General features: G+C 70.1%; 21 protein-coding genes. 7 read left to right on the top strand and 14 right to left on the bottom strand.

The window, feature by feature from the left end; genetic code table 11:
- The first annotated feature begins 74 nt into the window (after positions 1–74).
- From N787_RS06745 to N787_RS06755, 3 genes are all read left to right on the top strand, one after another.
- Entirely contained in the window at positions 75–1,352 is a 1,278-nt protein-coding gene (locus N787_RS06745; RefSeq protein WP_034211983.1) for a restriction endonuclease, read from the top strand.
- 280 nt (positions 1,353–1,632) lie between these two features.
- Positions 1,633–3,618, top strand: a complete 1,986-nt coding sequence (locus N787_RS06750; RefSeq protein WP_034211984.1) for a GGDEF domain-containing protein — start codon at positions 1,633–1,635, stop codon at positions 3,616–3,618.
- A 75-nt stretch (positions 3,619–3,693) separates the two neighbouring features.
- Positions 3,694–4,890, top strand: a complete 1,197-nt coding sequence (locus N787_RS06755) for a COG3904 family protein (protein ID WP_084590684.1) — start codon at positions 3,694–3,696, stop codon at positions 4,888–4,890.
- Positions 4,891–4,988: 98 nt separating this feature from the next.
- On the opposite strand, the gene pyrC is transcribed toward N787_RS06755, so the two are convergent.
- Together pyrC and N787_RS06765 are read right to left on the bottom strand one after the other, a co-directional pair.
- On the bottom strand, positions 4,989–6,029 hold the full coding sequence (gene pyrC, locus N787_RS06760) for a dihydroorotase (protein WP_034211986.1): 1,041 nt from the start codon (positions 6,027–6,029) through the stop codon (positions 4,989–4,991).
- A 204-nt stretch (positions 6,030–6,233) separates the two neighbouring features.
- A complete protein-coding gene (locus N787_RS06765; protein WP_034211988.1) occupies positions 6,234–6,731 on the bottom strand; it encodes an SgcJ/EcaC family oxidoreductase in 498 nt (165 codons plus the stop codon).
- 149 nt (positions 6,732–6,880) lie between these two features.
- Between N787_RS06765 and N787_RS06770 the strand changes: the two genes are divergently transcribed.
- The 3 genes from N787_RS06770 to N787_RS06780 are packed head-to-tail and all read left to right on the top strand — an operon-like array spanning position 6,881 to position 10,004.
- The gene (locus N787_RS06770; protein ID WP_034211991.1) at positions 6,881–7,624 is read left to right on the top strand and encodes a response regulator transcription factor; all 744 of its coding nucleotides are present in this window, start codon (positions 6,881–6,883) and stop codon (positions 7,622–7,624) included.
- Positions 7,621–9,528, top strand: coding sequence for a hybrid sensor histidine kinase/response regulator (locus tag N787_RS06775; RefSeq protein ID WP_034211993.1), 1,908 nt, complete (start codon positions 7,621–7,623; stop codon positions 9,526–9,528). Before N787_RS06770 ends, N787_RS06775 begins: the two co-directional genes overlap by 4 nt.
- Positions 9,525–10,004, top strand: coding sequence for a response regulator (locus N787_RS06780; RefSeq protein ID WP_156968943.1), 480 nt, complete (start codon positions 9,525–9,527; stop codon positions 10,002–10,004). Before N787_RS06775 ends, N787_RS06780 begins: the two co-directional genes overlap by 4 nt.
- 65 nt (positions 10,005–10,069) lie before the next feature.
- Here the strand turns inward: N787_RS06780 and N787_RS06785 are convergent, their stop codons facing one another.
- The 3 genes from N787_RS06785 to N787_RS06795 form a co-directional block, all read right to left on the bottom strand.
- Positions 10,070–11,098 (bottom strand): glycerophosphodiester phosphodiesterase family protein, encoded by a 1,029-nt coding sequence (locus tag N787_RS06785; protein ID WP_034212079.1) that lies wholly within the window; start codon positions 11,096–11,098, stop codon positions 10,070–10,072.
- Between the two features lie 159 nt (positions 11,099–11,257).
- On the bottom strand, positions 11,258–12,199 hold the full coding sequence (locus N787_RS06790) for an SDR family NAD(P)-dependent oxidoreductase (RefSeq protein WP_156968941.1): 942 nt from the start codon (positions 12,197–12,199) through the stop codon (positions 11,258–11,260).
- Entirely contained in the window at positions 12,196–12,876 is a 681-nt protein-coding gene (locus tag N787_RS06795; RefSeq protein ID WP_034211995.1) for a cupin domain-containing protein, read from the bottom strand. The genes N787_RS06790 and N787_RS06795 overlap by 4 nt, the downstream gene beginning before the upstream one ends.
- Before the next feature lie 164 nt (positions 12,877–13,040).
- Here N787_RS06795 and N787_RS06800 point away from each other — a divergent pair, with 164 nt between their 5' ends.
- Positions 13,041–14,453, top strand: a complete 1,413-nt coding sequence (locus N787_RS06800; protein ID WP_034211997.1) for a dihydrolipoyl dehydrogenase — start codon at positions 13,041–13,043, stop codon at positions 14,451–14,453.
- A gap of 10 nt (positions 14,454–14,463) precedes the next feature.
- Here N787_RS06800 and N787_RS14285 read toward each other — a convergent pair whose 3' ends face one another.
- The 9 genes from N787_RS14285 to acnD form a co-directional block, all read right to left on the bottom strand.
- Entirely contained in the window at positions 14,464–16,848 is a 2,385-nt protein-coding gene (locus tag N787_RS14285; protein ID WP_052575225.1) for an alpha/beta hydrolase fold domain-containing protein, read from the bottom strand.
- Positions 16,849–16,876: 28 nt separating this feature from the next.
- The gene (locus N787_RS06815) at positions 16,877–17,632 is read right to left on the bottom strand and encodes a hypothetical protein (RefSeq protein WP_034211999.1); all 756 of its coding nucleotides are present in this window, start codon (positions 17,630–17,632) and stop codon (positions 16,877–16,879) included.
- Positions 17,629–18,948 (bottom strand): metal-dependent hydrolase family protein, encoded by a 1,320-nt coding sequence (locus N787_RS06820; RefSeq protein WP_034212001.1) that lies wholly within the window; start codon positions 18,946–18,948, stop codon positions 17,629–17,631. Before N787_RS06820 ends, N787_RS06815 begins: the two co-directional genes overlap by 4 nt.
- 145 nt (positions 18,949–19,093) lie before the next feature.
- Positions 19,094–19,783 carry an SDR family oxidoreductase gene (locus tag N787_RS06825; RefSeq protein WP_034212003.1) on the bottom strand — a complete coding sequence of 230 codons (690 nt, stop codon included), beginning with the start codon at positions 19,781–19,783 and terminating at the stop codon, positions 19,094–19,096.
- Positions 19,784–19,881: 98 nt separating this feature from the next.
- Positions 19,882–20,304, bottom strand: a complete 423-nt coding sequence (locus tag N787_RS06830) for a YciI family protein (protein ID WP_034212005.1) — start codon at positions 20,302–20,304, stop codon at positions 19,882–19,884.
- A gap of 20 nt (positions 20,305–20,324) precedes the next feature.
- Positions 20,325–21,509 (bottom strand): 2-methylaconitate cis-trans isomerase PrpF, encoded by a 1,185-nt coding sequence (gene prpF, locus N787_RS06835; protein WP_034212007.1) that lies wholly within the window; start codon positions 21,507–21,509, stop codon positions 20,325–20,327.
- Positions 21,510–21,522: 13 nt separating this feature from the next.
- Positions 21,523–21,936, bottom strand: coding sequence for a hypothetical protein (locus tag N787_RS06840; RefSeq protein ID WP_034212009.1), 414 nt, complete (start codon positions 21,934–21,936; stop codon positions 21,523–21,525).
- Positions 21,920–22,552 (bottom strand): nucleotidyltransferase domain-containing protein, encoded by a 633-nt coding sequence (locus N787_RS06845; RefSeq protein ID WP_245593982.1) that lies wholly within the window; start codon positions 22,550–22,552, stop codon positions 21,920–21,922. Before N787_RS06845 ends, N787_RS06840 begins: the two co-directional genes overlap by 17 nt.
- Before the next feature lie 65 nt (positions 22,553–22,617).
- Positions 22,618–25,227 carry a Fe/S-dependent 2-methylisocitrate dehydratase AcnD gene (gene acnD / locus N787_RS06850; RefSeq protein WP_034212013.1) on the bottom strand — a complete coding sequence of 870 codons (2,610 nt, stop codon included), beginning with the start codon at positions 25,225–25,227 and terminating at the stop codon, positions 22,618–22,620.
- Positions 25,228–25,293 lie beyond the last annotated feature (66 nt).

The raw sequence follows: 25,293 nt of genomic DNA on the forward strand, positions 1-25,293 counted from the left end.
TTCTCGTATCCACGCTATTGAATGGACCAGGACGTTGCGTAAGCTGGCTGTGCACATCATCTCAAGGGGCCGCCATGCGTTTTCGTATCGGCGAGTTTTATCGCTACGCCAAGCCGGCTGACGCGAAACCAAGCCACGTTGATGGCCTGCCGAACTTCCACTTCATCATGCGTACGGAAGGCATGCCCCAGATCCAGATGGAGCGGGGTATCGCCGCGCCTGCGCGAACGCGCGCACCCGACGGTGATCGTGTCGCCGCCTTCTTTCTTTCCAGCAGCTATAACAAGCGGGGCTCATTTGAAAACCCGTGGCATGACGAGATCGAGCCCGACCGAGGCCATGCGAGGTACTACGGCGACAACCGGACCCCGGGCGCTGATCCTTCGAAAGCCCCTGGCAACTCAAGCCTTCTCGCCCAGTTCGAGTTGCACGCGTCTCCTCACCCTGAGATGCGGCAAAAGGCGGCTCCACTTCTCGTTTTTAGGTCCAGCAAGAAAGGCTACAAAGAGTTCTGTGGCCTGGGCATCCTGACCGGCGTCCAACGCGTCACGCAGTACGCCCAACGCAACGGCGGATTCTTCACGAATTACCTGTTCGAGATTGCCCTGCTGACCCTCACGGAAGAAGATGAAGGCGTGGCTGCCATTTGGCTCAAGGACCGCAGGGACCCCAAGCTTTCCGCCATCGTCGCCAATGCCGCTGCACCCAGTGCCTGGGTAAGCTGGATTCGCCACGGCAAGCCCGTTATCGAGAAACTGCGTCGCAGGGTAGTCCGTTACCAGATTGCTCCCAAGTCCGATCAACTACCGGGATCGAACACCAACGAGCGTAAAGCGCTCGAGACGATCTACAGCTACTACGACGGCAGGAAATCCCGGTTCGAGGCCCTTGCCAGCATGGTGTGTGAATCTACGGTGCGGGAGTCCGGCGGAAACTATCAACGTGGCTGGCTCACGCGTGGGACCAGCGATGGCGGACTGGACTTCGTAGGCCGCCTAGACGTTGGTGATGGATTTGCCCGAACCAAGTTGGTAGTCCTTGGCCAAGCCAAATGCGAGCGGATCGACGCCCCGACCGGCGGCAACCACCTGGCCAGAACGGTAGCCCGCCTGCGCCGGGGATGGCTTGGGGCGTATGTCACCACCTCCTTCTTCTCGCCTGCTGTCCAGAAGGAAGTCTACGAAGACCAGTACCCTCTAATTCTCATAAACGGAGGCCAGCTCGCCGCAGAAGCTACCCGCATGCAGCTCACAGGCGGCTACCCTTCTTTGGAGAGTTTCCTCGACTTCGTTGACCAGGGTTACGAGGAACAGGTCAGCTCCCGGGATCCCGAGGAAATCCTTTGGGACTAGATTGAAGGGGCGCGCATCACCCGCAATGGGCGATCAGGTCGTCACTACGAAATCGACGATTGCCCTGAGAGTGTCGAAGATCAGCCCTGCTCAAGTACGCCAGGCAGCTGAAAGGGGACGACAGCGCGGCCCTGCGGTGAAGCGAGCGGGCACGCCGCCACTCGCGAAGCCCGGTGATCAATAGGCCTCCGAGCCAATTCTTCAACGGGCCTCAAGGTTCCGCCCACCCCGGATTGTAACAGTGGGATGGCACCACCCCGCCCCCACCGGCGACCCACGCATGCCAATGCAAACGGCCCGCCAGCTCGGATTTGCCCTGCTGCTGCTCGCCGCCGCGGCCCGCGCCGAAGTCACGCTCGAGGCCGTCCGGGCGCTGCCGCCGCTGCCGGAAACCTTCCCGTCGGACGCCGCGCTGGACGCCCGCGTCGACTGGCTCCAGGCCCGCCTCGCGGCGACCGGCGACGACACCGAGCGTTACCGCACCCAGCGGCTCCTGTTCGACGAGTACTACTACGAGCGCCAGGACCAGGCTGCCGCGGCGGTCTGTCGCGAGAACCCGCCGCTGCGGCTGGACTTCGCCTACCGCGAGCGCTGCATCCTGGCCTCGGTGTCGGAATACGAGGCCTACATGCCGGCCCTGCTTTCGCTGGCCAGCGAGGCGCGGCAGTCGCCGGAGAAGGCCGCGGCCGCGGCGCTGCTCAAGGACGTGGCCTGGCGGCAGTCGCAGTGGGGCGACATCGCCGGCGCCTTCGAGAATTTCGAGGCGGCGCTGGCCATCGCGCCGGCGGACAACGCCGAGCTGCTCGGCGAGATCATGATGGACACGGCCACCAGCTACATCGTCAACGGCGACGAGAGTTACGTTCGTCGCGGGCTGGCGCTGCTGGCCGATGCCCGCGTGCAGATGCAGCGTGCGCTGGACGATCCGAAGGACAGCTCCGACAAGCGCTACCTCGGCGACAAGGTGGTGCTGACCGGATTCAACAGCGGCATCGCCTATGCACTGCACCTTTCCGACTACGAAAAGGCGTTGGCGAGCTTCGCGCAGGTAGCCGACCAGGACAGCCCGTATCGCGAGGACGCGCTGGTGTTCGCCGCGCTGTCGGCCGCCGAGCTGGGGCGGTTCGAGGCAGCCAGGGCCTACCTGGCCCGCTCGGAAAGCGAGAAGGGCGACGCCAGCCTCAGTGGCCCGGTCGCCCAGCAGTATTTGCAGTGCTACCGGCAGATCACGGCGCGGCGCTGGGACCGCGGGCATCCCGTCGACGCCTGCCTGGCACTGAAGCCGGAGACCTCGCTGGAAGTCCAGCTCGATGTCTTCAAGCGGCTGTCGGAAAGCGACGATGCCGCCACGGCGCGCGCGGGCCTGATCGGGCTGAAGCGGCTGCTGGTCGAGAAGGTCGAACCCCAGCTACGCCGGCGGGCCAGCGGTGCCGCGTCGAATGCCGAGCTGATGCGGCTGCAGCGCGAATCGGACCTCAAGAGCGTGGTCCTCAAACAGCAGGAAGCCCTTCAGCGCGAGCGGGACGAAACCAACGCGCAGCGGCAGAACTTCTTCATCGCCCTCTCGCTGCTGCTGCTGATGGCGGCGCTGCTGGCGGCCACCCGGCTGCGCGCGAAGAAGCGGCTGGCCGAGCAGTACGAGCAGCTGAGCCTGGCCGATGCGCTCACCCATTTGGGCAACCGGCGCTACCTTGAGCAGCACATCGGCCGCGAGCTGTCGCTGCTCAACCGGATGCGGCACGAAGACCCGGCGGTTTCGCTTGGGATCTACCTGTTCGACATCGACCACTTCAAGTCGGTGAACGACCGCTTCGGCCATGCCGCGGGCGACGAAGTACTGGTGGAAATGAGCCGGCGAATCAAGGTGGCCACGCGCGGCGCCGACCTGCTGGTGCGCTGGGGCGGCGAGGAGTTCCTGCTGGTGGCGCGGGTGGACAACGGCGCGCGCTGCGCCCAGATCGCCGACCGCATCCTGCGCGCGGTCAACGAAACGCCCTTCGAAATCAGCGGCCACGGCCCGCTGGCGGTGACCTGCACCATCGGCGCGGTGACCTGTCCGTTCATCGAGGGCGACAACACGCCGATCTGGAACGAACTGGTGGGCATCGCGGACCAGGCGCTTTACCTGGGCAAGTCCGGCGGCCGCAACCGCTGGTTGATCGTGGACAACGTCCGCGTCGCCGCGGCCGAAGACGTCGGCGCGTTGCTGGCGCAGCCTCTGCAGCAGGCGGTCGACGCCGGGCTGGTCAGCCTGCGGACGTCGTGACGGCAAGTCGCCATGGCCCCGCGGTCGCCCAGCGCAGGCTGTTTCCGTTCATCTCGCCGGTGCTAGCCTCGTGGCATGACCTGTGGTCCTGCATCCACCTGCCGCAGATGGCTTCCGGCGTTGGCACTGCTGCTGTCGCTGGCGGCCTGCCAGCGCGACGCCGCGGTGGATTCCGCCAGTGCGTCGGCGCCGGACATGGGACCCGCGGCCGAAGAAAACGGCGCCGTCAGCGTCGCCCCCATCCCGCCCGCCGCCCCGGCGCCGAAGCCCGCCGTCGAATCCAGCAACCCGCGCGAGGCATCGGTCGATTGGTCGCCCGCCTCCCTGACATCGGGCGAGGCCTGGATCAGCTGCGACCTGGACTACGACGCACATGGAGACGGCGACCCGCTGCTGGCCCTGGACCGCGAGTCACTGGAGTCCGCGCTCGCCGGCTGCGTCGAGCGCGGCGTGCTGCGGCTGCGCTACCGCGGCCGCGTCGCCACCGATTTCGCCGCCCTGGTCGAGCGCACCACGCGCGTCGCCAATGACCTCGGCATCCGCAAGCGCGTCCTCGACCTCGACTCCGCCGGCGGCATGGTGGAGGACGCCATCCGGGCGGGTGATTTCATCGCGGAGTCGCGCTGGACGATCTGGGTGCGCGAGGAGTCGATCTGCCACAGCGCCTGCGTGTTCCTGCTCAGTGCCGGCGACGTGCGCCGCATCGCCGGCCATGTCGGCATCCACCGGCTGATCCGCATGAGCTCCACCGCCACCACCCGGGCCGAACTCAATGCCGAACTGCGCGTGGTCCATGGCCGCGTTCGCGACTACCTCGAGCGCAATGGCTCCAGCGTCGACGTGGCCGACCTGATGATGGCGGTGCCCAACCGCAGCCTGCGCATGCTGTCGGCCGACGAACTGCTGCGCTTCGGCCTCGATGGCGTGAACCCGGCGCAGGACGACCTGGACCGGCTGCGGCTCCAGCGCGAATGCGGCCAGGACTTCGTGTCTCGCCGCGACGCCTTCGCCCGCGCCTTCGACCGCAAGTGCCGCGAACACGAGAGCGAGCTCGACCAGCTCAACGCCTGCGGCCTGGCCCTGCGCCGTGACTTTGGTTTTCCCGATGCCGAATGCCCGGCCGAGAGCCCGCTGTCGGAGTTCGACCTGGCCCAGGCCGAGCCGGAGCCGGCGGATCCGACCCCCGAAGCGTCCGGACCTCCGCTGGGCGGCGCGTACGTCGACGGCCAGGGCGCCGCCGTGATGCCCACCCCGCAACCGCCCTCTGGCTAGGGCTTCGGCTTTTCGAAACCTGGCGCCTTGGCGTACTCCGCCTGCTTGCGCGCCGTACGCTCCGCCCGCCGTCGCTCCGCGCGGTACACCCGTTTACCTCAGGCCTCGAGCCGCCAGGCGAGCGACGTGCCGGCGCGCAGGGGCACCAGCGCGCTGCTGCCCTCGCCCAGCTCGGCGGGAATGTCCCAGGGCTCGCGCACCAGCGTAATCGTGTCGGTATTGCGCGGCAGGCGGTAGAAATCCGGCCCGTGGAAGCTGGCGAACGCCTCCAGCTTGTCCAGCGCGTCCTGCTGCTCGAACACCTCGGCGTAGAGCTCGATGGCGCCATGCGCGCTGTACATGCCGGCACAACCGCAGGCCGATTCCTTGGCGCCACGCGTGTGCGGCGCACTGTCGGTGCCCAGGAAGAACTTCGGGCTGCCGCCGGTGGCCGCGGCGACCAGGGCCAGGCGGTGTTCTTCGCGCTTGAGCACCGGCAGGCAGTAGTGATGCGGCCGGATCCCGCCCTGGAAGATGGCGTTGCGGTTCATCAACAGGTGGTGCGGGGTGATGGTGGCCGCCACGTTGGCCGGCGCCGCCGCCACGAACTCGGCCGCCTGCCGGGTGGTGATGTGCTCGAGCACGATGCGCAGCTTCGGGTAGCGCTGCACCAGCGGCTTGAGCAGGGTTTCGATGAACACGGCCTCGCGGTCGAACACGTCCACGTGGGCGTCGGTGACTTCGCCGTGCACCAACAGGGGCAGGTCGTGCTGCTCCATGGCGGACAGCGCGGCGTGGCAGTTGTCGATGTGCTTCACGCCGGAGTCGGAGTTGGTGGTGGCGCCGGCCGGGTACCACTTCACCGCGTGCACGAAGCCGCTGGCCTTGGCCTCGGCGATGTCAGCCGGCGTGGTGCGCTCGGTGAGGTAGAGCGTCATCAGCGGCTCGAAGGCCAGGCCCGCGGGCACGGCCGCGAGGATGCGGTCGCGGTAGGCGCCGGCCAGGGCGGCGTTCACCACCGGCGGCACCAGGTTCGGCATCACGATGGCGCGGGCGAAGCGGCGGGCGGTGTCGGGCAGCACGCGGGCCAGCATGTCGCCGTCGCGCAGGTGCAGGTGCCAGTCGTCGGGGCGGGTGATCGTGAGGCGGGTGGCGGTCATGGCGGGGCGGGCACCGTGGGTGGGTGCCTTATTGTCGCTGATAAGGCTAAAAGCGGTACCGGGTTCATTTTCTTTCGCCGGTGAGACTGGCGTGGGCCGCTGGTCTCACCGGCGAAAGAAAATGAACCCGGTACCAAAAAACGCGGGGAGCCCACCCACCGGGGGCTCCCCGCTGCCAAACCGCCCCGGTCTGGCGTTGAACCGTCAGTTCGCGGCGAGGTGCTTCACCGGCTCCGGCATCGCCGAGCTGTGGTGCAGCACGATCTTCCACTCGCCATCCACCTTCTCGTACACGTAGGTGTAGCGGGCCTGCACCCGGCGGGTCTTGCCGGCCTCGGTCAGGGTGAAGGTGTAGATGCCGGCGTCGATGGCGGTGTCTTCGTCCACCTTCTGGATGTTGCGGGTGTTGATGACGCCCTTGGGCTGCAGGGTCAGGAACTTCACGAAGTAGTCCTGCACCTCGTCGCGGCCTTCGCGCATCCAGTTCGAGACGGTGGGCTGCAGCACGCCTTCCTCGGCGTACAGCGCGGCCACCTGCTCGGGCTTGCCGGTGGCGAGGGCGGCGTTCCAGGTATCGAACAGGGCGGCGATCTCGCGCTCGGCCGGGTCGGTCGGGGCCGGGGCGGCCTGGGTGTATTCACGGGCCTGGGCGGTGCCGGCCAGGGTCAGGACCAGGGCGGTGGAAAGCAGGGTGCGGGTCATCGGGGATCTCCGGTTGGGGTTGTCATTCGGCTCACGTCGGTGACACCATCCTCGCCGCCGTGACCCCGGGCGCCGTCTGCCGGTTGGCAGAGCCCGTGCTCTGCCGATCGGCGGAGCCGGCCCCCGCCCCCACCGCCGAGACTGCCGACATGCAAGATGCCGCACCCCGACTGGCCCGCTGGCGCGCCGAACTTCGCGAAGACGCGACCGCCGCCCGGCAGCGCCGCGCCCTGGCCCGCGCCGCCGAATCGCTGGCCCTGGCGCCCGACGCCGCGCGGGCGGCCGAGGCGGTGCTGCGCGTGGCCGTCGAGCTGACCGGGGCGCGTGATGCGGCGGTGCTGGCCCGCGTTGCGTCCGGCGTACGCCTGCTCGCCGGCCTCGGTGCCGCGCGGCCCGCGGGGGCCACGGTGCCCGGCGGCACCGGTTGGCGCACCTTCGCGCCCGGCTGGACGGCGGCGTCGGAATCCGGCCCCGGCCACGACGAGTGGCTGCTGCCGGACACCGCCTCACCGGGCACCGAGTGGCGCGGCGGCATCCGCTTCGCGGGCCAGGTGCTGGGCGCGCTGGTGCTGCGCCTGCCCGATCCCGGCGCCGAGGGCCTAGATGAAACGCTGTGCGTGCTCGCAGCCCTGCTCTCGCCCTGCCTGGCACCGGCCTCGGCGGCCCGACGCCCGCGCCGCCGCCAGGACAGCGCGCTGCGCCAGCTCACGCCGCGCGAACGCCAGGTGCTGGCGCTGCTGCCGCGCGGCCTGAGCAACCAGGGCTTGGCCGAGGCGCTGGGCATCGCGCCCGGCACCGCCAAGTCCCACGTCGAACGCATCCTGCGCAAGCTCGAATGCCGCGACCGCACCCAGGCCGCGGTGATGGCCGTCGAAGGAGGCCTCTCCGCATGATCCGTCCCTGGGAAGACTGGGCGCTGCCGCGCAAGACCGTGGCCGTCGTCGCCGGCCCGCTGCTGCTGCTGTTCGGCTCGGTGCTGGCCATCTATTTGCTGGAGCGACAGACCGCGCGCGCCGAGGCCGACGTGCGCGCCACGCTGGCGCTGGTCTCCGACTTGCACGAAGCGCACAGCCAGCTGGCCGAGACCGCCGCCGCGGTGCGCGGCTTCCTTCTCGTGCGCCGCGACAACTTCCTCGACCCTTACCGCATCGCCGAGCCACAGCTGCTGGCCACGGTGTCGCGCCTGTCCGAGCGCACCCGCGAGGGCCCGCGCGCGGAACGCTACGCCCGCCTGCTGCCGCTGTTCGAGCTCAAGCTCACCGGCTGGCGCGAGCTGCTGCGCGAAGGCGTGGACCCCAACGACCCCGCGGTGCGCGCGCAATTGGTGGAAGGCAAGCAGACGCTCGACATCCTGCGCGCCGAGCTGCGCGAGCTGGGTGCGCTCGAACGCGATGAACTGAACGCCCGCGCCGATGCCGCCGCCGCGCTGCGCCAGCGCAACCTGGCCGTGACGCTGGCGGTGGCGCTGCTCGGTGGCCTCGGTGCCGTGGCTGCAGCCGCAGGGCTCGCCGGCAGCCTGTCGCGGCGCCTGCGCCGTCTGGCCTCGGAAGCCAACCGCCTCGGCGAAGGCCTGCCGCCGCGCGAGGGCCGCGTGGCCGGCGACGAGATCGGCCAGGTGGACCATCGCCTGCGCGAGGCCGGTGCGCTGCTGCAGGCGCGCGCGCGCCAGCTCGACGATGCGCGCCAGCAGGCCGAGGCCGCCAACCGCGCCAAGGACGAATTCCTCTCGCGCATGAGCCACGAGCTGCGCACGCCGCTCAACGCCATGCTCGGCTACGCGCAGCTGATGGCCGACACGCCGGACGCCACGCCCGCACGGCGCTACGGCGGGCACATCGAAACCGCGGGCCGGCATCTGCTCGGGCTGATCACCGAGATGCTGGACGTGGCCGCGATCGAAGCCGGCAGCCTCGGCCTCGAGCCGCGCGCGCTGCGGCTGGCGCCCTTGCTGCAGGAAGCCTTGTCGCTGGTGCAGCCGCAGGCCGCGGGGCGCGGCATCACACTCGTGGCGCCGTCGGAAGAAGCGGGCGCGCTGGCGCTGCACGCCGATGCCAAGCGCCTGCGGCAGGTGCTGCTGAACCTGCTGGGCAACGCAGCGAAGTACGGGCCGCCCGGCGGGCGCGTGCAGGTGGGCGCGGTGGCGCGCGACGGCGTAGTCGAGATATCGGTGCGCGATGAGGGCCCGGGGCTGTCGCCCGAAGCCGTGTCGCGATTGTTCCGTCCGTTCGAACGCATCGACAGCACGGCGCGCGGCGTCGAGGGCACGGGGCTGGGGCTGGCCTTGAGCAAGCGCCTGGTCGAAGCGATGGGCGGCGAGATTGGCGTGGACACCGCGCCGGGCCAGGGCTGTCGCTTCTGGTTCCGGCTGCCGCAAGCGCTGGACGTGCCGGCCGACGCGGAGGCGGGCCGCGCGGCCGCGCCGCCGGTGTCGGGTCCGCGCCGGCTGCTGCTCGTGGAAGACAACGCCTCGAACCGCGCACTGGTGCAGACGCTGCTGGCGCGCTATCCCGCGTGGACGCTCGACACCGCGGCGGATGCCGCGGGCGGCGAACAGGCGCTGCGCGCGGGCGGCTTCGACCTGGTTCTACTGGACCTGCACCTGCCCGACGGCGACGGCGCCGCGCTGCTGGCCCGCCTGTCGGCCGAAGGCGTGGCGCTGCCGCCCGCCATCGTGCTCACCGCCGACGCCACCGCCCAGGCCCGCGAACGCGCGCTGCGTGCCGGCGCCGCCGCGGTGCTGACCAAGCCGCTGGACCTGCGGCAATTCCACCAGGAGCTTGCCCGATGCTTGCGATAGACGAACAGGCGCTGCTGTCGGCGCGCATCCTGGTGGTGGACGACGGCGCCGCGAACGTCGCACTGCTCGAAGAGCTGCTCGGCCGCGAAGGCTTCACCCAGGTGCTGGGCACGACGCAGCCCGAGCGCTGCCTCGAACTGGTGCAGGCCTTCCAGCCCGACCTGCTGCTGCTCGACCTGTGGATGCCCGGCGTCGATGGCTTCGAACTGCTCGCGCAGCTGAGCGCCCCCGCGCCCGGCCAACTCCCGGTCCCCGTGATCGTCCTCACCGCCGACGCCACCCGCCGCACCCGCCACCGCGCCCTCGGCCTCGGCGCCCGGGACTTCCTCACCAAGCCCTTCGACCCGCTCGAAGTCCTGCTCCGCGTCTGGAACCACCTCGAAGTCTCGCTCCTGCTCCGCCGCCTCCGCGACCTCGGCCAAGAAACCGAACTCCCAAGACGCCCCAAATCAAATGAACCAGGTTCATTTGCTTAAAGCGGTACCGGGTTCATTTTCTCTCGCCGGTGAGACGGCAGGCCTTCGGTTCAAATGAACCTGGTTCATTGGGTTGCCGGGACCGCTATTCGGGCGGCGGCGGGGTCGTCGACGAAGACGGCGTCCACGCCGGCCGATGCGTAGGCGCGGAGTTCGCGTGTTGAACCGTCCTCATCGCGGGCGGGGACTTCGCCTTCGCTGCGGAACGCTGGTTCGATGAAGATGTTCTCGGGGCGGAAGGTGTAGGCGATGACCTGCAGGCCCTGGGCATGCGCGGCGTCGACCAGGGCGCTGCGGTAGCCGTCGGCGTGCGGCTTGATCTGGAGCATGCGGTAGTGCGGGCCGATGGCGTCGGCATAACCCGCGATGCCGGGGAGGCCTTCAGTCACCAGCTGCCCGTAGGTGCGCGGGGCACCTGCGTGCACGGTGTCGAAGGGCGCGGTATCCGGCGCGCCGATCAGCTGCAGCAGGCGCACGTTGCCGCCGCGCGGCAGCTTTGCGCGCAGCCAGCGCAGGTTGGCGGTTTCGAAGGACTGGATGATCACGGGCGCACGGCGCGTGTACTCGTGCGCGGCCAGCGCATCTAGCAGCGGCTGCTCCATCGCGAGGCCCAGTCCCGCGAAGTAAGTCGGATGCTTGATCTCCGGCACCAGGCCGATGTCGCGCCCGCGCCTCGAAGACTCGGCGGCCACCAGCGCCACGATTTCATCGAAGGTGGGCACCTCGAACCGGCCGTCCCACGCGGTCGAGCGCAGCGCCGGCAGCCGCTCGATCGCCCGCAGGGTCTTGAGCTCGGCAAGCGTGAAGTCTTCGGTGAACCAATCCTCGACCCAAACGCCATCCACTTGCTTGCGGGTCCGTCGCGCGGCGAACTCCGGCCGCGAAGCCACGTCGGTCGAATCCGACAGCGCATTCTCGTGCCGCGCCACCAGCACCCCGTCGCGCGTCATCACCAGGTCGGGCTCGATCGCGTCGGCACCGTGTTCGATCGCCAGCGCGTAGGCCGCCAGCGTGTGCTCGGGCCGCAGCGCGCTGGCTCCCCGGTGGGCGATGACCCAGGGGCGCGAGGGGGCGGTGGCATCGGGCGGCGGCATGGGCGACAGCGTAGCGCGGGGCGCGGGCGCGCAGGCGGCCAAGGTGGCGGCCAGGGCCAGCAGCGGCAGGAAAAGCACGTGGTGGATCCTTTTCATGCCCGCACCTTAGCCGCAGGGCATGACAGTTCTTGCCGGGAGTGGACCGGCCCCGCTGGAAACTCAGCCGCGACGGCCGGCCGCCCCGAGCGCCCGCTGCTCCAGCCACGCCACCAGCGCTTCATCCGCCGCGCCCTGGCGGGTAAAGCCAAACGCATGCTCGTCGTCGCGGTGGCGATCGAGCCAGATGCCCTCGCCCGTCGCCGGCCGGGTCGCAGCCAGCCACAGCGCGGTGTCCGCGCCTTCGCCGGCATTGCGCAGCAGGGCGCGGAACAGCTTGCGGAAGCCGGGCAGCGCGGTGCGCACGCCGTCGGTATCCACCCAGCCCGGATGCATCACCCACGCGCGCGGGGCGCCGGGACCCTGGCGGTTCCAGTAGTGCGTCAGCGCCACCTGCGCGCGCTTGTGCTGCGCGTAGGCGAGGAAACCATCGTGGGTTCCGGCGTCGGCGGCCTCCAGCACGGCCAGGTCCAGCGCCGCGCCGTACATGCCGCCGGAGCTCATCGAAATGATCGCGCTGCCGGCGGTGAGCGCGCCGCCCTCGCGCAGGGCGCCGTCCAGCACCCAATGGCCGAGCAGGTTGGTGGCCAGGCCCTGCTCGACGCCCTCGGCCGTGCGCGCGAACTCGTGGCACATCACGCCGACGTTGTGCACCAGCACGTCGATCGCCCCCTCGCCCGCGACCTGGGCGGCGGCGCGGCGGATGTCGTGCATCAGCGAGAGATCGACGGCTACCGGCACGACCTTGCCGGGGCCTCTCGCCTCGGATTCCAGCGCCGCCAGCTTGCGGGCATCGCGCGCGAAGGCCAGCACGGTGGCGCCACGCGCCGCCGCGCCCAGCGCGATCGCGCGGCCGATGCCACCGGTCGCGCCGGTCACCAGCCAGCGCTGCCCGCTGAAATCAGCCTGCAGCCCTGCATCGCCCACGCGCCGCTTGAAGCCCAGCCGCGAGAACGGCCGCGCGAACCGGGCGTAGAAAATCGCCGCGCCCAGGGCCTTGATCATGCCGCCCACCGCGCCAGGAAATCGGCGTCCAGATGCCCGGTCTTGACCAGGATGCGCGCGCCCTTCGGCGCCCGCGGCGCGTGCTGTGAGAGATGCGGGCTGCGCAACCAACTGCCGGCCGGATACTCGCCGTGCTCGTCCTCGAACACGCCGTCGAGCACAAGGATCTCCTCGCCGCCCCAGTGCGTATGCGGCTGGAACACGGTGCCCGGCGCCCAATCCACCAGCGCGGTGTGCTGGGTGCCGAAGGAATGCAGCGGCATCACGCGCAGGCCGGGCACCAGGCCGGGCCGCCATTCGCCGGCGCGGGTGTCGATGCGCACGCGCTCGGTGTCGCCCGGCTGGAACTGCCGCAGCTTCACGAACAGCGTGCAGCCGGCTTCACTGCGCGGCGCGTGCCGGCTGCCGTCGGGATTGCGCAGGTAGGTGCCCGGGCCATGGTCGCCGGTGTCGTCGCTGAACACGCCGTCCAGCACCAGGATTTCCTCGCCGTCGGGATGTTCGTGGGTCGGGAACACCGAGCCCGGCGCGTAACGCACGAGGCTGGTGGCGCGCGCAGCCTCATCGCCCACGCGATCCAGCAGGCAGCGCGTGACGCCCGGCGAGGGCGACGGCTGCCACGGTGAATCGCCGGGGCGAAGGACGACGCGTCGGGTGAAGTCGGCGTGCAGGCGCATGGCGGAAACCTTGGAGTGAGCCGCAAGTATGGCCCCCACCCGGTAGAAACAAAGTGCACAAGCCCTGAAGCCCCGCTCCCCTTGGGGAGAGGGGTTGGGGAGAGGGAAGGTTCGCTTGCGGGGCGTCGATGGTTCACGATGCCCCCTCTCCCCACGGAGCCCCCATGCCCCACCCCCACGACGTCATCATCCTCGGCGCCGGCACCGCCGGCCTGTCGGCCCTGCGCGAGGTCCGCAAGCGCACCGACCGCTTCGTACTGGTCAACGACGGCCCCTACGGCACCACCTGCGCCCGCGTCGGCTGCATGCCCTCGAAGCTGCTGATCGAGGCCGCGAACGCCTTCCACGCGCGCGAGCGGCTCGACGCGTTTGGCATCCGCGGCGCCGAGGGCCTGTCGGTGGACCTGCAGGCGGTTCTTCGCCGCGTGCGCGAGCTCCGCGATTTCTTCGTCGCCGGCGTGCTGGAAGCGACCGCCGACCTGGGCGAGCGCAACGTCGCCGGCCGCGCCCGGCTGCTCGATGCCCACACCGTGCAGGTGGGCGATCGCGTGCTGGCGGCGAAGCGCATCATCCTCGCGACCGGCACGCGCCCAGTGATGCCCGCGGCCTGGCAGGCGCTGGGCGACCGCGTGCTGACCACCGACACCTTGTTCGAACAGCCCGACCTGCCGCGCCGGATAGGCGTGGTCGGACTCGGCGCCATCGGCATCGAGATGGCGCAGGCGCTGGCGCGGCTCGGCCGGGAAGTCACCGCCTTCGCCCGCGGCGAACGCATCGCCGGCCTGCGCGACCCCGAAGTCAACGCCACGCTGCGCGCGCTGCTTGCGCAGGAGTTCACGATGCACACCGGCGCCGAGGTCGCGCTGTCGGCCACCGACGGCGGCGTGCGCATGGTGGCGGGCGAGGCCAGCGCCGAGGTGGACGCCGTGCTGGTCGCCATCGGCCGCCGCCCGAACCTCGACGATATCGGCCTGCAGAACCTGGGCATCGCCCTCGACGAACGCGGCCTGCCGCCCTTCGACCCCACCACCCTGCAGGTGGCGGACCTGCCGATCTACCTCGCGGGCGACGCCAACGCGCACGCACCGATCCTGCACGAGGCCGCCGACGAGGGTTACATCGCCGGCCGCAACGCCATGCAGGACACGCCGGACTGCTATCGCCGGCGTACGCCGCTGGGCATCGTGTTCTCCGAGCCGGGCACGGCCTTCGTGGGCCTTGGCTTCGACGCGCTGCCGGAGGACGCGATCATCGGCAGCGTCGACTTCACCCGCCAGGGCCGCGCCCGCGCCGGCCAGCGCAACCAGGGCCTGCTGCGGGTCTACGCGGCGCGCGGCGACGGGCGCCTGCTGGGCGCGGCGATGTGCGCGCCCTCGGGCGAACACCTCGCGCACCTGCTGGCGCTCGCGATCGACCGCGGCCTCACGGTGTTCGACCTGCTGCGCATGCCCTTCTACCACCCGGTGGTCGAGGAAGGCCTGCGCACGGCGCTGCGGGCGGTGGCCAGGCAGTTCGAGGGCGGCGACGCGTCGGACCTCTCGCGCTGCGAGCCGCTCAAGCCCGAAGCCCTGGCCTGAGCGCCCGCAGTCAGTCGAAGCGGAACGCCGCGGGCCCGAGCTGCCGCACCCCGTGCACGTACTCGTTGGTGAAGCCCGGGAAGATGGCGACGACCTTGCCGCCCTCCATCCGGTACCAGCTGCGGCACTGCGCCCACACCGAGCCGCCCAGCCGCTGCTGCAGCACCGCGTTGTGGGCCTGCTGCAACTCGGCGCGCACCTCGACGCTGCGATGCCCGCCCTCCGCCACCGCGCGCATGCAAGCGATGGCGTGCCGCACCGCCGGCTCGATGTAGAGCAGCGTCGAGGTGTGGCCGGTGGCGGTATTCGGCCCGAGCATCAGGAACATATTCGGGAAGCCGGCGACATGGATGCCGTGGAAGGCTTCGGGCCCGTCGCGCCAGGCCTCGGCCAGCGTGACGCCGCCGCGGCCCCGGATGTCCAGCGACTGCAGCAGGTGCACGGTATCGAAGCCGGTGGCGCACACCAGCGCATCCAGCTCGCGCTCGACGCCGTCGACCGTGCGGATGCCGCGCGCGGTTATGCGTTCGATGCCGGTGGTGACCAGCTCCACGTGCGGCTTCGACAGTGTCGGGTAGTAATCGCTCGAATAGATGATGCGCTTGCAGCCCAGCGGATAGTCCGGCGTGAGCGCGGCGCGCAGCCCCTCGTCCGCCAGCTGTTTCCGGCGATGCCAGCCGGCCCACCACAGCATGAAGCGCCGCATCGCCGTGCCTTCTTCGAAACCCCGGCGCCCCAGTTCGAGGAAACGCACCCAGAACGCGCGCACCGCCATGGCGTAAGGCGGGAACCCCGCCAGCAGCCGGTCGAGCCCGAAGTAGCGCCGCTCCAGCCGAGGCAGCACCCAGTTCGCCGTGCGCTGGAACACGTGCAGCTGCGTTGCCTCGGCCGCGATCGGCGGCACCAGCTGCACGGCGGTCGAGCCGGTGCCGATCACGCCCACGCGCATCCCGTCGAAGGATTGCCCGGCCGGCCAGCGCGCCGAGTGCAGGCGCAGGCCTTCGAATTCCTCGAGCCCCGGCAGGTCCGGCCAGCGCGGCTGGCTCAGCGGGCCCGTGCTGCAAATGAAGTAGCGCGCGCGCAGCGTGTCGCCCGCCGAGGTGCGGAAATGCCACAGCCCTTCCGCTTCGTCGAAGCGCGCTTCGAGCAGGCGCGTGCCCAGGCGCAGTCGTGCGAACAGGGCGTGCTTTTCCGCCAGCGCCTGCTGGTAGGCGTGGATTTCCGGCGCATTGGCGAAGCGCTGGGTCCAGCGGGTGTTCGGCGCGAACGAGAAGGCGTAGGCCGGCGCCGGCACGTCCACCTGCGCGCCCGGGTAGCGGTTGTCCCACCAGGTGCCGCCGAGGCCTTCGGATTGTTCGAGGATGACGAAATCGGGCAGACCGGCGCTTTGAAGCTGGATGGCGGCGCAGAGGCCGGACATGCCGGCGCCGAGCATCACGGTGTGGTGGTAGGAGGGGTTGGGGAGAGGGGGAAGCTTCCCAACCACGAACCGCGCCATCCGCGAAACCGCCTCCCCCGCACTCGCCAAGGTCCCCACCTGCAGCTGGAACACATGCCACCGCCCCGGCACGAAGTCATGCACGACCTCCACGCCTTCGGCCCGCAGCTTCGACACGATCGCCAGCGACTGCGCCGCCAGCAAATCATCGCTGCCGTTCTGCACCAGCACCGGCGGCAGCCCGCGCAAATTGGCCAGCAACGGCGACACCAACGGGTCGTCGGCGCGCCCGGCCGCATACGCGCGCGCGTTCGCCCGCGCCCACCGCTCGGACAGCATCGCCTCGCCGGGCACCGCGGGCAGCGGCGAGCTTTCGCGCAGGTCCACCAGCGGCGCCAGCAGCACCAGGACCGCGGGCTGCGCGCCATCAGCATCGGCATCAGCAGCTCCGCCATGGTCGCGGTCGCGGTCGCGAAGCGTGATCGCCAACGCCAGCGCAAGTCCCCCACCCGCCGAATCACCCGCCACCACCACCGGCCCTTCCAAGGCCAGCGCATCGAAGGCCGCCACCGCATCCTCCAGCGCCGCCGGGAACGGATGCTCTGGCGCCAGCCGGTAATCAATCACGACGACGGGCAGCCCGCTGTCGCGCGCCAGCCAGGCGGCGATCGTGCGATGCGTGCGCGGCGAGCCGACCGTGTAGCCGCCGCCGTGCAGGTAAAGCACGACGCCCGCGCGTACCGGCGTCGCACGTTCGTCCGCCCAGCGCTCGGCGGGCACGCCGCCAACGACGACATCACGCCGCGTGATGCCCTTGGGCAAGTGGCCGATGCGCGCGAGCAGGTGCAGCCAGCGGCGCTGCCACCGCACCGGCCAGCGGGGGTGGAACGCGGGCTTGAGGAGCAGGCGCTGGGTCGTGCGGAGGGCGGCGGCGAGGAGGGTGTCGGATAAGGGCATGGTGGGGAGGATAGCGGGAGAGGGCGCTTCAAAAGCGCCAGCTGGCCCCCACCAAGGGCCCCGCCAAGCGCGCATCCACCCGCGTCCCGCCCTCACGGTAATCCACCGACAGCGCCCGCAACCCCGCCGAGAACACCCACCGGTCCGACCCGGCGTAGTTCGCCACCACCAGCCACTGATGCGTGCCGTCCGAACCCACGCCGAAGCCACCCACGTCCGCATAACCAATCACCGACCAGCGCGGCGACAGGCTCACGTTGGCGCGCGCCGCGAAGATCGGATCGGTGAAACTGTCGCCCGGTGAACGCGCCACGCCGATCAGCGGCACCGCCACCGCAGCGTTGACGTCCCAGTGGCGCAAGCCGCCGAGCAGGTCGAAGGCCACGCGCTCGCCTTCATGCACGCGCCAGCCCGCGGCCAGCGTCAGCGAGGTTTGGCGCAGGCTTCCTTCGGCCGGCAATCCGGGCGGCACCACGCCCTCGTTCGACGAGGCGGCATAGCTGAAGTCGCCTAGCAGAACGAGCCGGTCGCGGCGCGCGAACGCGGAGAGGAAGAAGGCGCCGTCGCTGTCCTCGAGCACTTCGCTGAAGGACTTGTCGATGCGAACCGTGGGCGCGCCCGCGAACGGCGTCAGCGTGCCGCCCAGGCCCGAGCCCCACACGTACGGCGTGACCTGGCCCGTCCATTCGCCGGTGGTCGCGCCCTCCTGCGCCGCGGCCGGCGCGGCGGCAAGTATCGCGGTGATCGTGGCAGCGCAAGCGCGAAAGTGGACCAGCGTTTTCATTTCGGCTCCTTGACGATCTTGCCGTCCTTCATGATCACGACGAAGTTCTTCCCGGGGTCGGCGATCAACGCCAGGTTCGCAAGCGGATCGCCGTCCACCAGCAATAAATCCGCCAGCGCGCCTTCGCGCACCACGCCCAGGGCGCCGGCATACGGCGACCGCGGACCCGACAGCGCCAGCAGCTGCGCGTTGTCGTGCGTGGCCAGCTTCAGGATCTCGGCCGGCGTGAACCACGGCTGCAGCCTGAGCAGGAAGCCGGTCTGCTCCGCGTTCACCGCCGGATCGAACAGCACGTCGGTGCCCCAGGCCAGCTTCACGCCCGCGGCCTTGGCGCGCGCCCAAACGGTCTGCTGCGCGTCGATCACTGGCTTGCGCTTGGCGCGGCGGGCTGCGTCCATGTTCTCAGTGTCTTCCTGCAGCATCTGCAGGCTCAGCCAGATGCCCTTCTCGGCCATCAGCTGCAGCGTGGCGTCGTCGAGCAGCTGGCCGTGCTCGATGCACTTCACGCCGGCCTCGATGGCGCGGCGCACGGCCTTGGGCGTGTAGGCGTGCACGGTGACGTAGGTGTTCCAGTCGTCGGCGGCCTCGACACCGGCGCGCAGTTCGTCGAGCGTGTACTGGGTGACGTCAAGCGGGTCGTAGTCGGAGCTGGTGCCGCCGCCGGCCATCATCTTGATCTGGCTGGCGCCGAAGCGCAGGTTCTCGCGGGTGGCGGTGAGCACGTCGTCGCGGCCGTCGGCGATCCAGGTGGCGCCCAGCTGTTCGGCGCGCGAGAGCTGGCCGGTGAAGCGGCGCGGGCCTTCGTGCGGCGCGCGCAGGTCGCCGTGGCCGGAGGTCTGGCTCAGGTGCGCGCCCGAGGGCCAGATGCGCGGGCCCTTCACCGCCCCGGCGTCGATGGCGGCCTTGAGCGGGAAGATCGGCCCACCCATGTCGCGCACGCTGGTGACGCCGCGCAGCAGCATCTTCTCGGCGCCCTCGGCCGCGGCGCGCCCGGCGATCTCGGGCGTCAGGCCAGGCGACTGCAGGGTCGCCATGTCCATCGCGCCGAAGGTCATGTGCACGTGCACGTCGATCAGGCCGGGCATCAGGGTGCGGCCGGTGCCGTCGATCACGCGCGCACCGGGGTCGGCGGCCTCCGGGCCGATGGCGGCGATGGTGTTGCCGCGCACGAGCACATTGGTCGGCGCCGACAAGCTCGGGCCCACGCCGTCGAAGACGCGCACGTTCCGGAACAGCACGGCGTCCTGCGCCGCAACGGGCGCCGCGAGGGCGACCAGCAGCGCCAGCCAGGGCGCAATGCCTCTGGTCTTGTCCATCGTCTTCTCCCCTGCCCGAGGCGGTCGGGCTTCAATGACAGCAGCAACGCGCGAGCAGCCGGTTCGCGGCCGCGCCTTGCCCGAGTGTGTCGGGGAGACGTGAAACTGGTGTGCAGGCCGGGCGCGCGGGCGCCTGCCGGCGGCGTCAGACCCGGCCGACCACCGGGATCAGCGCGCCGGTGATGGCGCCGGCGTCGTCGGACAGCAGGAAGGCGATCGTCGCCGCCAGCTGCGCCGGCGTCACCCAGCGCGCGAAATCGGCGTCGGGCATGTCCTTCCGGTTGGCGGGCGTGTCGATGATGCTTGGCAGCAATGCGTTCACGGTGATGCCGCGGTCCTTGAGCTCTTCGGCCAGGGCCTCGGTGAGCCGCATCACGCCGGCCTTCGAGGCCGCGTAGGCGCCCATGCCGGCGCCCGCCTTCAGCGCGCCGTTGGCGCCGATGTTGACGATGCGGCCGCCGTCGGGGAGATGCGGCAGCGCGGCCTGGCACGCCGCCACCGCGGTGCGCAGGTTCATCTCGTACATCGCGTCCCAGCCTTCGAGCGAGGCGCCCGCCACTTTCTCCCAGCGGAAACCGCCGGCGATGTTGACCAGGCCGTGCAGGCCGCCGTGCGACTTGGCGATGGCGTCGAAGGCGGCCTGGGCCGCGCCGGCGTCGCCGAGGTTAACGCCGCCGTGCAGGCTGGCCGCTCCCAGCGAGGCCGGGTCGCGCGGCGCCTCGGCGCGGTCGATGGCGGCCACCGCGGCGCCCTGCGCCAGCAGCGACTGCACCACGGCCGTGCCGAGGATGCCGAAGGCGCCGGTGACGGCGATGGTTTTTCCCTTCAGGGACATGGCGATACTCCGCGATTACGTGTCGGCGGATGTTACCCGATGTGGCTGCAAGGCCCTGGCAATGGCGCAGGTGGAACCACGTCCCGACGCCAAGTGGTTCATTCGCCGGCGAGCTTGCCTGCGACGCGGCCGTGCACGGCCTCCGCTTCCGGGGTCATGATCGACTCGAAATCCGCGAGCTCGTAGTGCGGGCGGATCTCGATATCGCTGGGCCCGGTCATCGGATTCGGGCAGCGCTTCACCCAGGCCACGGCTTCGTCCATGTCCTTCACTTCCCACAGCCAGTAGCCGGCGACCAGCGACTCCGCCGGGGCGAAGGGGCCATCGATGACCGTGCGCGACTCGCCGTCGAACCGCACCCGCTTGGCCTGCGCGCTGGGCTTGAGTCCATCGCCCGCGAGCAGGATGCCGGCGTCGGCCAGCGCTTCGTTGTAACGGCCCATGGCCTCCAGCAGTTCGGAGGAGGGAAAGATGCCGGCCTCGCTGTCGGCCGTGGCTTTGACGAACACCATCACGCGCATGTCGTTGCTCCTGTCGGGGGTCAGGCGGGCACGCGGACGAAGCCTTCCATCAGCACGCGCGCGCTGCGGCTCATGATGGCCTTGCGCACGACCCACTGACCGTCCACGCGGGCGGCTTCGGCGCCCACGCGCAGGGTACCGCTGGGGTGGCCGAAGCGCACGGCGGTGCGCTCGCCGCCGCCGGCCGCGCGGTTCACCAGTGTGCCGGGGATGGCGGCAGCGGTGCCGATGGCGACCGCGCAGGTGCCCATCATGGCGTGGTGCAGCTTGCCCATGCTGAGCGCGCGCACGTGCAGGTCGATCTCGGCGGCCGCGACGCGCTTGCCGCTGCTGGTGGTGTAGTCGGCCGGCGGCGCCACGAAGGCGACCTTGGGCGTGTGCTGGCGCTTCGCAGCGTCGGCGACGTCATTGATCAGACCCATCCGCACCGCGCCGTGGGCGCGGATCGTCTCGAACATGGCCAGCGCCTTCGGGTCGCCGTTGATCGCGTCCTGCAGCTCGGTGCCGGTGTAGCCGATGTCCTTGGCGTTGACGAAGACCGTCGGGATGCCGGCGTTGATCATCGTCACCTCGAACGTGCCGACGCCGGGCACCTCCAGCGAATCGGTGAGGTTGCCGGTCGGGAACATCGCGCCGCCGCCCTCGCCTTCGCCCTCGTCGGCCGGGTCGATGAACTCGAGCACGATCTCGGCCGCCGGGAAGGTGACGCCGTCGAGCTCGAAGTCGCCGGTTTCCTGCACCTCGCCGTTCGTGATCGGCACGTGGCAGAGGATGGTCTTTCCGATATTGGCCTGCCACACCTTCACGACGAAGGTGCCGTTCTCGGGCAGCCGCGACTTCTCGATGAAGCCATTGGCGATGGCGAACGGGCCGACGGCGGTGCTGAGGTTGCCGCAGTTGCCGCTCCAGTCGACGAAGGCGGTGTCGATGGCGACCTGGCCGTAGAGGTAGTCGACGTCGTGGCCGGGCTGGCTCGACTTGCTGATGATCACGCACTTGCTGGTGCTCGACGTGGCGCCGCCCATGCCGTCGGTGTGCTTGCCGTAGGGATCGGGCGAGCCGATGACGCGCATCAGCAGCGCGTCGCGCGCCGGGCCCGGCACGCGGGCGGCTTCGGGCAAGTCCTCGAGGCGGAAGAACACGCCTTTCGAAGTACCGCCGCGGAGGTAAGTGGCGGGTATGCGGAGCTGGGGCATGGGCGTCATGGGTTCAAACTCTTCATTCAAGTGCGTTCAGGGCAGCGGCCACGCGCTGGCAGGCGACGATCGTGTCCAGCACCAGTCGTTCGTCGACGTCGACGTGACCTTCGTATTCGGAAAGATTGCGCTTGCCGTGGGCGTGGTCCAGCACGCGCCAGACCTCCGGCCCGAGGCCGAGGGTGTGTGGCAGGGCCTGGAACACGATGTAGCGATGGCGCGCGCGATACCCGTGCCGCCGAAGCGCCGCGAGACACAGCGCGTGCGCCGCGTTGTAGGCAAGGTCGAAGCGGCTTTCGAGCGACAGCTCGGCATTGGTCGCGTCGGCGAGGCGGGCCCTGCCTGATCGCACGAGACCTTCGACTTCGGCGGGATCGGCCGGCTCCGCCAACAGCGGCCTGGCATTGCCGGCGAGATTCTCAAGCGGGGAGGTCATGATCACCCCCGACTATCCAGAGCTTGGGCTGCGCCAACACCTTGGCAACGAAGGCGTTGCCGTCCGCGATCCGGCCGCCCAACTGCGATCGTGAGTAGATCGTGGGGTTTACGGCGCGACCCAGTCCTTCGATGAAGGGATCGAGCGCCGCCATCACGTCCGCATAGTCCAGCGTGTCGGACACGATCATCAGGTCGATGTCGCTGGCCGACGTGTCCTGTCCCTTGGCGACGGAGCCATAGACGAAGGCAAGGTCCACTTGCCCGGCCAGGGGCGCCAGGGCCTCGCGCAGCGGCAATGCCAGCCCGAAGGTCTTGCGAACGATGGCGACCAGCTCGTCGTGGATGGGGCAGGCGGGGTTGGCGCGATAGCGCTTTTGGTTGCCCACCTTCTCGACCGAAAGCAGCCCACTGCCCGACAAGCGCGCGAGCTCGCGCTGCACGGCCCCGCTGCCCGCACCGGTGGACTGGATCAGGTCGCTGACAGTGAACGCGCGGCCGGCCTGTCCGAACAGGCTGCCCAGGACCCGTTGCTGGGTCTGGGTGAACAGGGCGTCGGACAGGTTCGCGCGCGCATACAGGGCGGCGGCTTCGCTGACGCGGGGAGGAGGGTTCATGCCCATATCGGGCAAACTAATGCCCATTTTGGGTATTTGCAAGCCCTGTCCTGCCCCGCGCGACCTCAGGCGGCGTGGGTGGCCGCCAGGAAGTCCTGGGCGAAGCGCTGCAGCACGCCGCCGGCCTCGTAGATCGACACTTCCTCGTCCGAATCCAGCCGGCAGGTCACCGGCACCTCGAAGCGCTCGCCGTTGCGGCGATTCACGACCAGGGTCAGCTGTGCACGCGGGGTGCGTTCGCCGACCACGTCGTAGGTCTCGGTGCCGTCCAGGCCCAGGGTCTTGCGGGTGGTGCCGGGCAGGAATTCCAGCGGCAGCACGCCCATGCCGATCAGGTTGGTGCGGTGGATGCGCTCGAAGCCCTCGGCCACGATCACCTCCACGCCCGCCAGGCGCACGCCCTTGGCCGCCCAGTCGCGGCTCGAGCCCTGGCCGTAGTCGGCGCCGGCCACGATGATCAGCGGCTGGCCGCGGTCAAGGTAGGTCTCGATCGCTTCCCACATGCGCATCACCTGGCCTTCCGGCTCGACGCGTGCGAGCGAGCCCTTCTTCACCGCGCCGTCCACCACCGCCATTTCGTTGGTGAGCGTGGGGTTGGCGAAGGTGGCGCGCAGCGCGGTCAGGTGGTCGCCGCGGTGCGTCGCATACGAATTGAAGTCCTCTTCCGGCAGGCCCATCTTCGCCAGGTATTCGCCGGCGGCGCTGTCGGGCAGGATCGCGTTCGAGGGCGAGAGGTGGTCGGTGGTGATGTTGTCGCCCAGCAGCGCCAGCGGGCGCAGGCCGCGCAGGGTGCGCTCGCCGGCCAGCGCGCCTTCCCAGTAGGGCGGGCGGCGGATGTAGGTGCTCTTCGGGCGCCAGTCGTACAGCGGGCTGACCTTCGCGGCGCTTTCCACGGCGATCTTGAACATCGGCTCGTACACGCTGCGGAACTGCGCCGGCTTCACCGACGCCTTCACGATCGCGTCGATCTCCTCGTCGCTCGGCCACAGGTCCTTCAGCGTCACCGGCTTGCCGGCGGCGTCGTGGCCCAGCACGTCCTTCTCGATGTCGAAGCGGATGGTGCCGGCGATGGCGTAGGCCACCACCAGCGGCGGCGAGGCCAGGAAGGCCTGCTTCGCGTACGGATGGATGCGTCCGTCGAAGTTGCGGTTGCCGCTGAGCACGGCAGTGGCGTAGAGGTCGCGGTCGATGATTTCCTGCTGGATCTTCGGGTCCAGCGCGCCGCTCATGCCGTTGCAGGTGGTGCAGGCGAAGGCGACGATGCCGAAGCCGAGCGCCTCGAGTTCCGACTTCAGGCCGGCCTCCTCGAGGTACAGCGCCACGGCCTTGGAGCCCGGCGCCAGCGACGACTTCACCCACGGCTTGCGCGTGAGGCCGGCCCGGTTGGCGTTGCGCGCCAGCAGGCCGGCGGCGATCACGTTGCGCGGGTTGGACGTGTTGGTGCACGAGGTGATGGCGGCGATGATCACGGCGCCATCGGGCATCAGGCCCTGCGCTTCCTGCGCGCGAGCGGCGTCGAGGTTGCCGGCGATGCCCTTGGCCGCGAGGTCGGCGGTGGCGACGCGCGCATGCGGATTGGACGGGCCGGCCATGTTGCGGCCCACCGCCGAGAGGTCGAAGGACAGCGAGCGCTCGTACTGCGCCGTGGCCAGCGCATCGGCCCACAGGCCGGTGTGCTTCGCGTAGGTCTCGACCAGCTTCACCTGCTCGTCGCTGCGGCCGGTCAGGCGCAGGTAGTCGATCGTGTTGCCGTCGATGAAGAACATCGCGGCGGTGGCGCCGTACTCGGGGGCCATGTTGGAGATGGTGGCGCGGTCGCCGAGCGTCAGCGCCGCGGCGCCTTCGCCGCGGAACTCGAGCCAGGCGCCGACCACCTTCTGCTTGCGCAGGAACTCGGTGAGCGCCAGCACGATGTCGGTGGCGGTGATGCCAGGCTGCGGCCGGCCGGTCAGCTCGACGCCGATGATGTCGGGCAGGCGCATCCACGAGGCGCGGCCCAGCATCACGTTCTCGGCCTCCAGGCCACCGACGCCGATCGCAATCACGCCCAGCGCATCCACGTGCGGCGTGTGGCTGTCGGTGCCGACGCAGGTGTCGGGGAAGGCGACGCCGTCCTGCACGTAGATGACGGGCGACATCTTCTCCAGGTTGATCTGGTGCATGATCCCGTTGCCCGGCGGGATCACGTCCACGTTCTTGAACGCGAGCTTGGTCCAGTCGATGAAGTGGAAGCGGTCCTCGTTGCGGCGATCCTCGATGGCGCGGTTCTTCGCGAACGCATCGGGATCGAAGCCGCCGCACTCCACCGCCAGCGAGTGGTCGACGATCAGCTGCACGGGCACCACCGGGTTCACCTGGGCCGGGTCGCCGCCCTGGTCGGCGATGGCGTCGCGCAGGCCGGCCAGGTCCACCAGCGCGGTCTGGCCCAGGATGTCGTGGCAGACCACGCGCGCCGGGAACCACGGGAAGTCCATGTCGCGCTGGCGCCCGATGAGCTGGCGCAGCGAGGCATCGAGCGTGGCCGGATCGCAACGCCGCACCAGGTTCTCGGCCAGCACGCGCGAGACGTAGGGCAGCCCGTCCCAGGCGCCGGGCTGCAGCGCCTCCACCGCCGCGCGGGCGTCGAAGAAGTCCAGGGCGGTACCGGGCAGGGGCTTGCGGAACAGGCTGTTCATGGGCGGCGTTCTGGCGGAAAGCCGCCATTATCCCCGAATACAAAAACGGGGTCAGGTTCCGTACCT

This window comes from Arenimonas metalli CF5-1 (assembly GCF_000747155.1).
Lineage (GTDB): Bacteria > Pseudomonadota > Gammaproteobacteria > Xanthomonadales > Xanthomonadaceae > Arenimonas > Arenimonas metalli.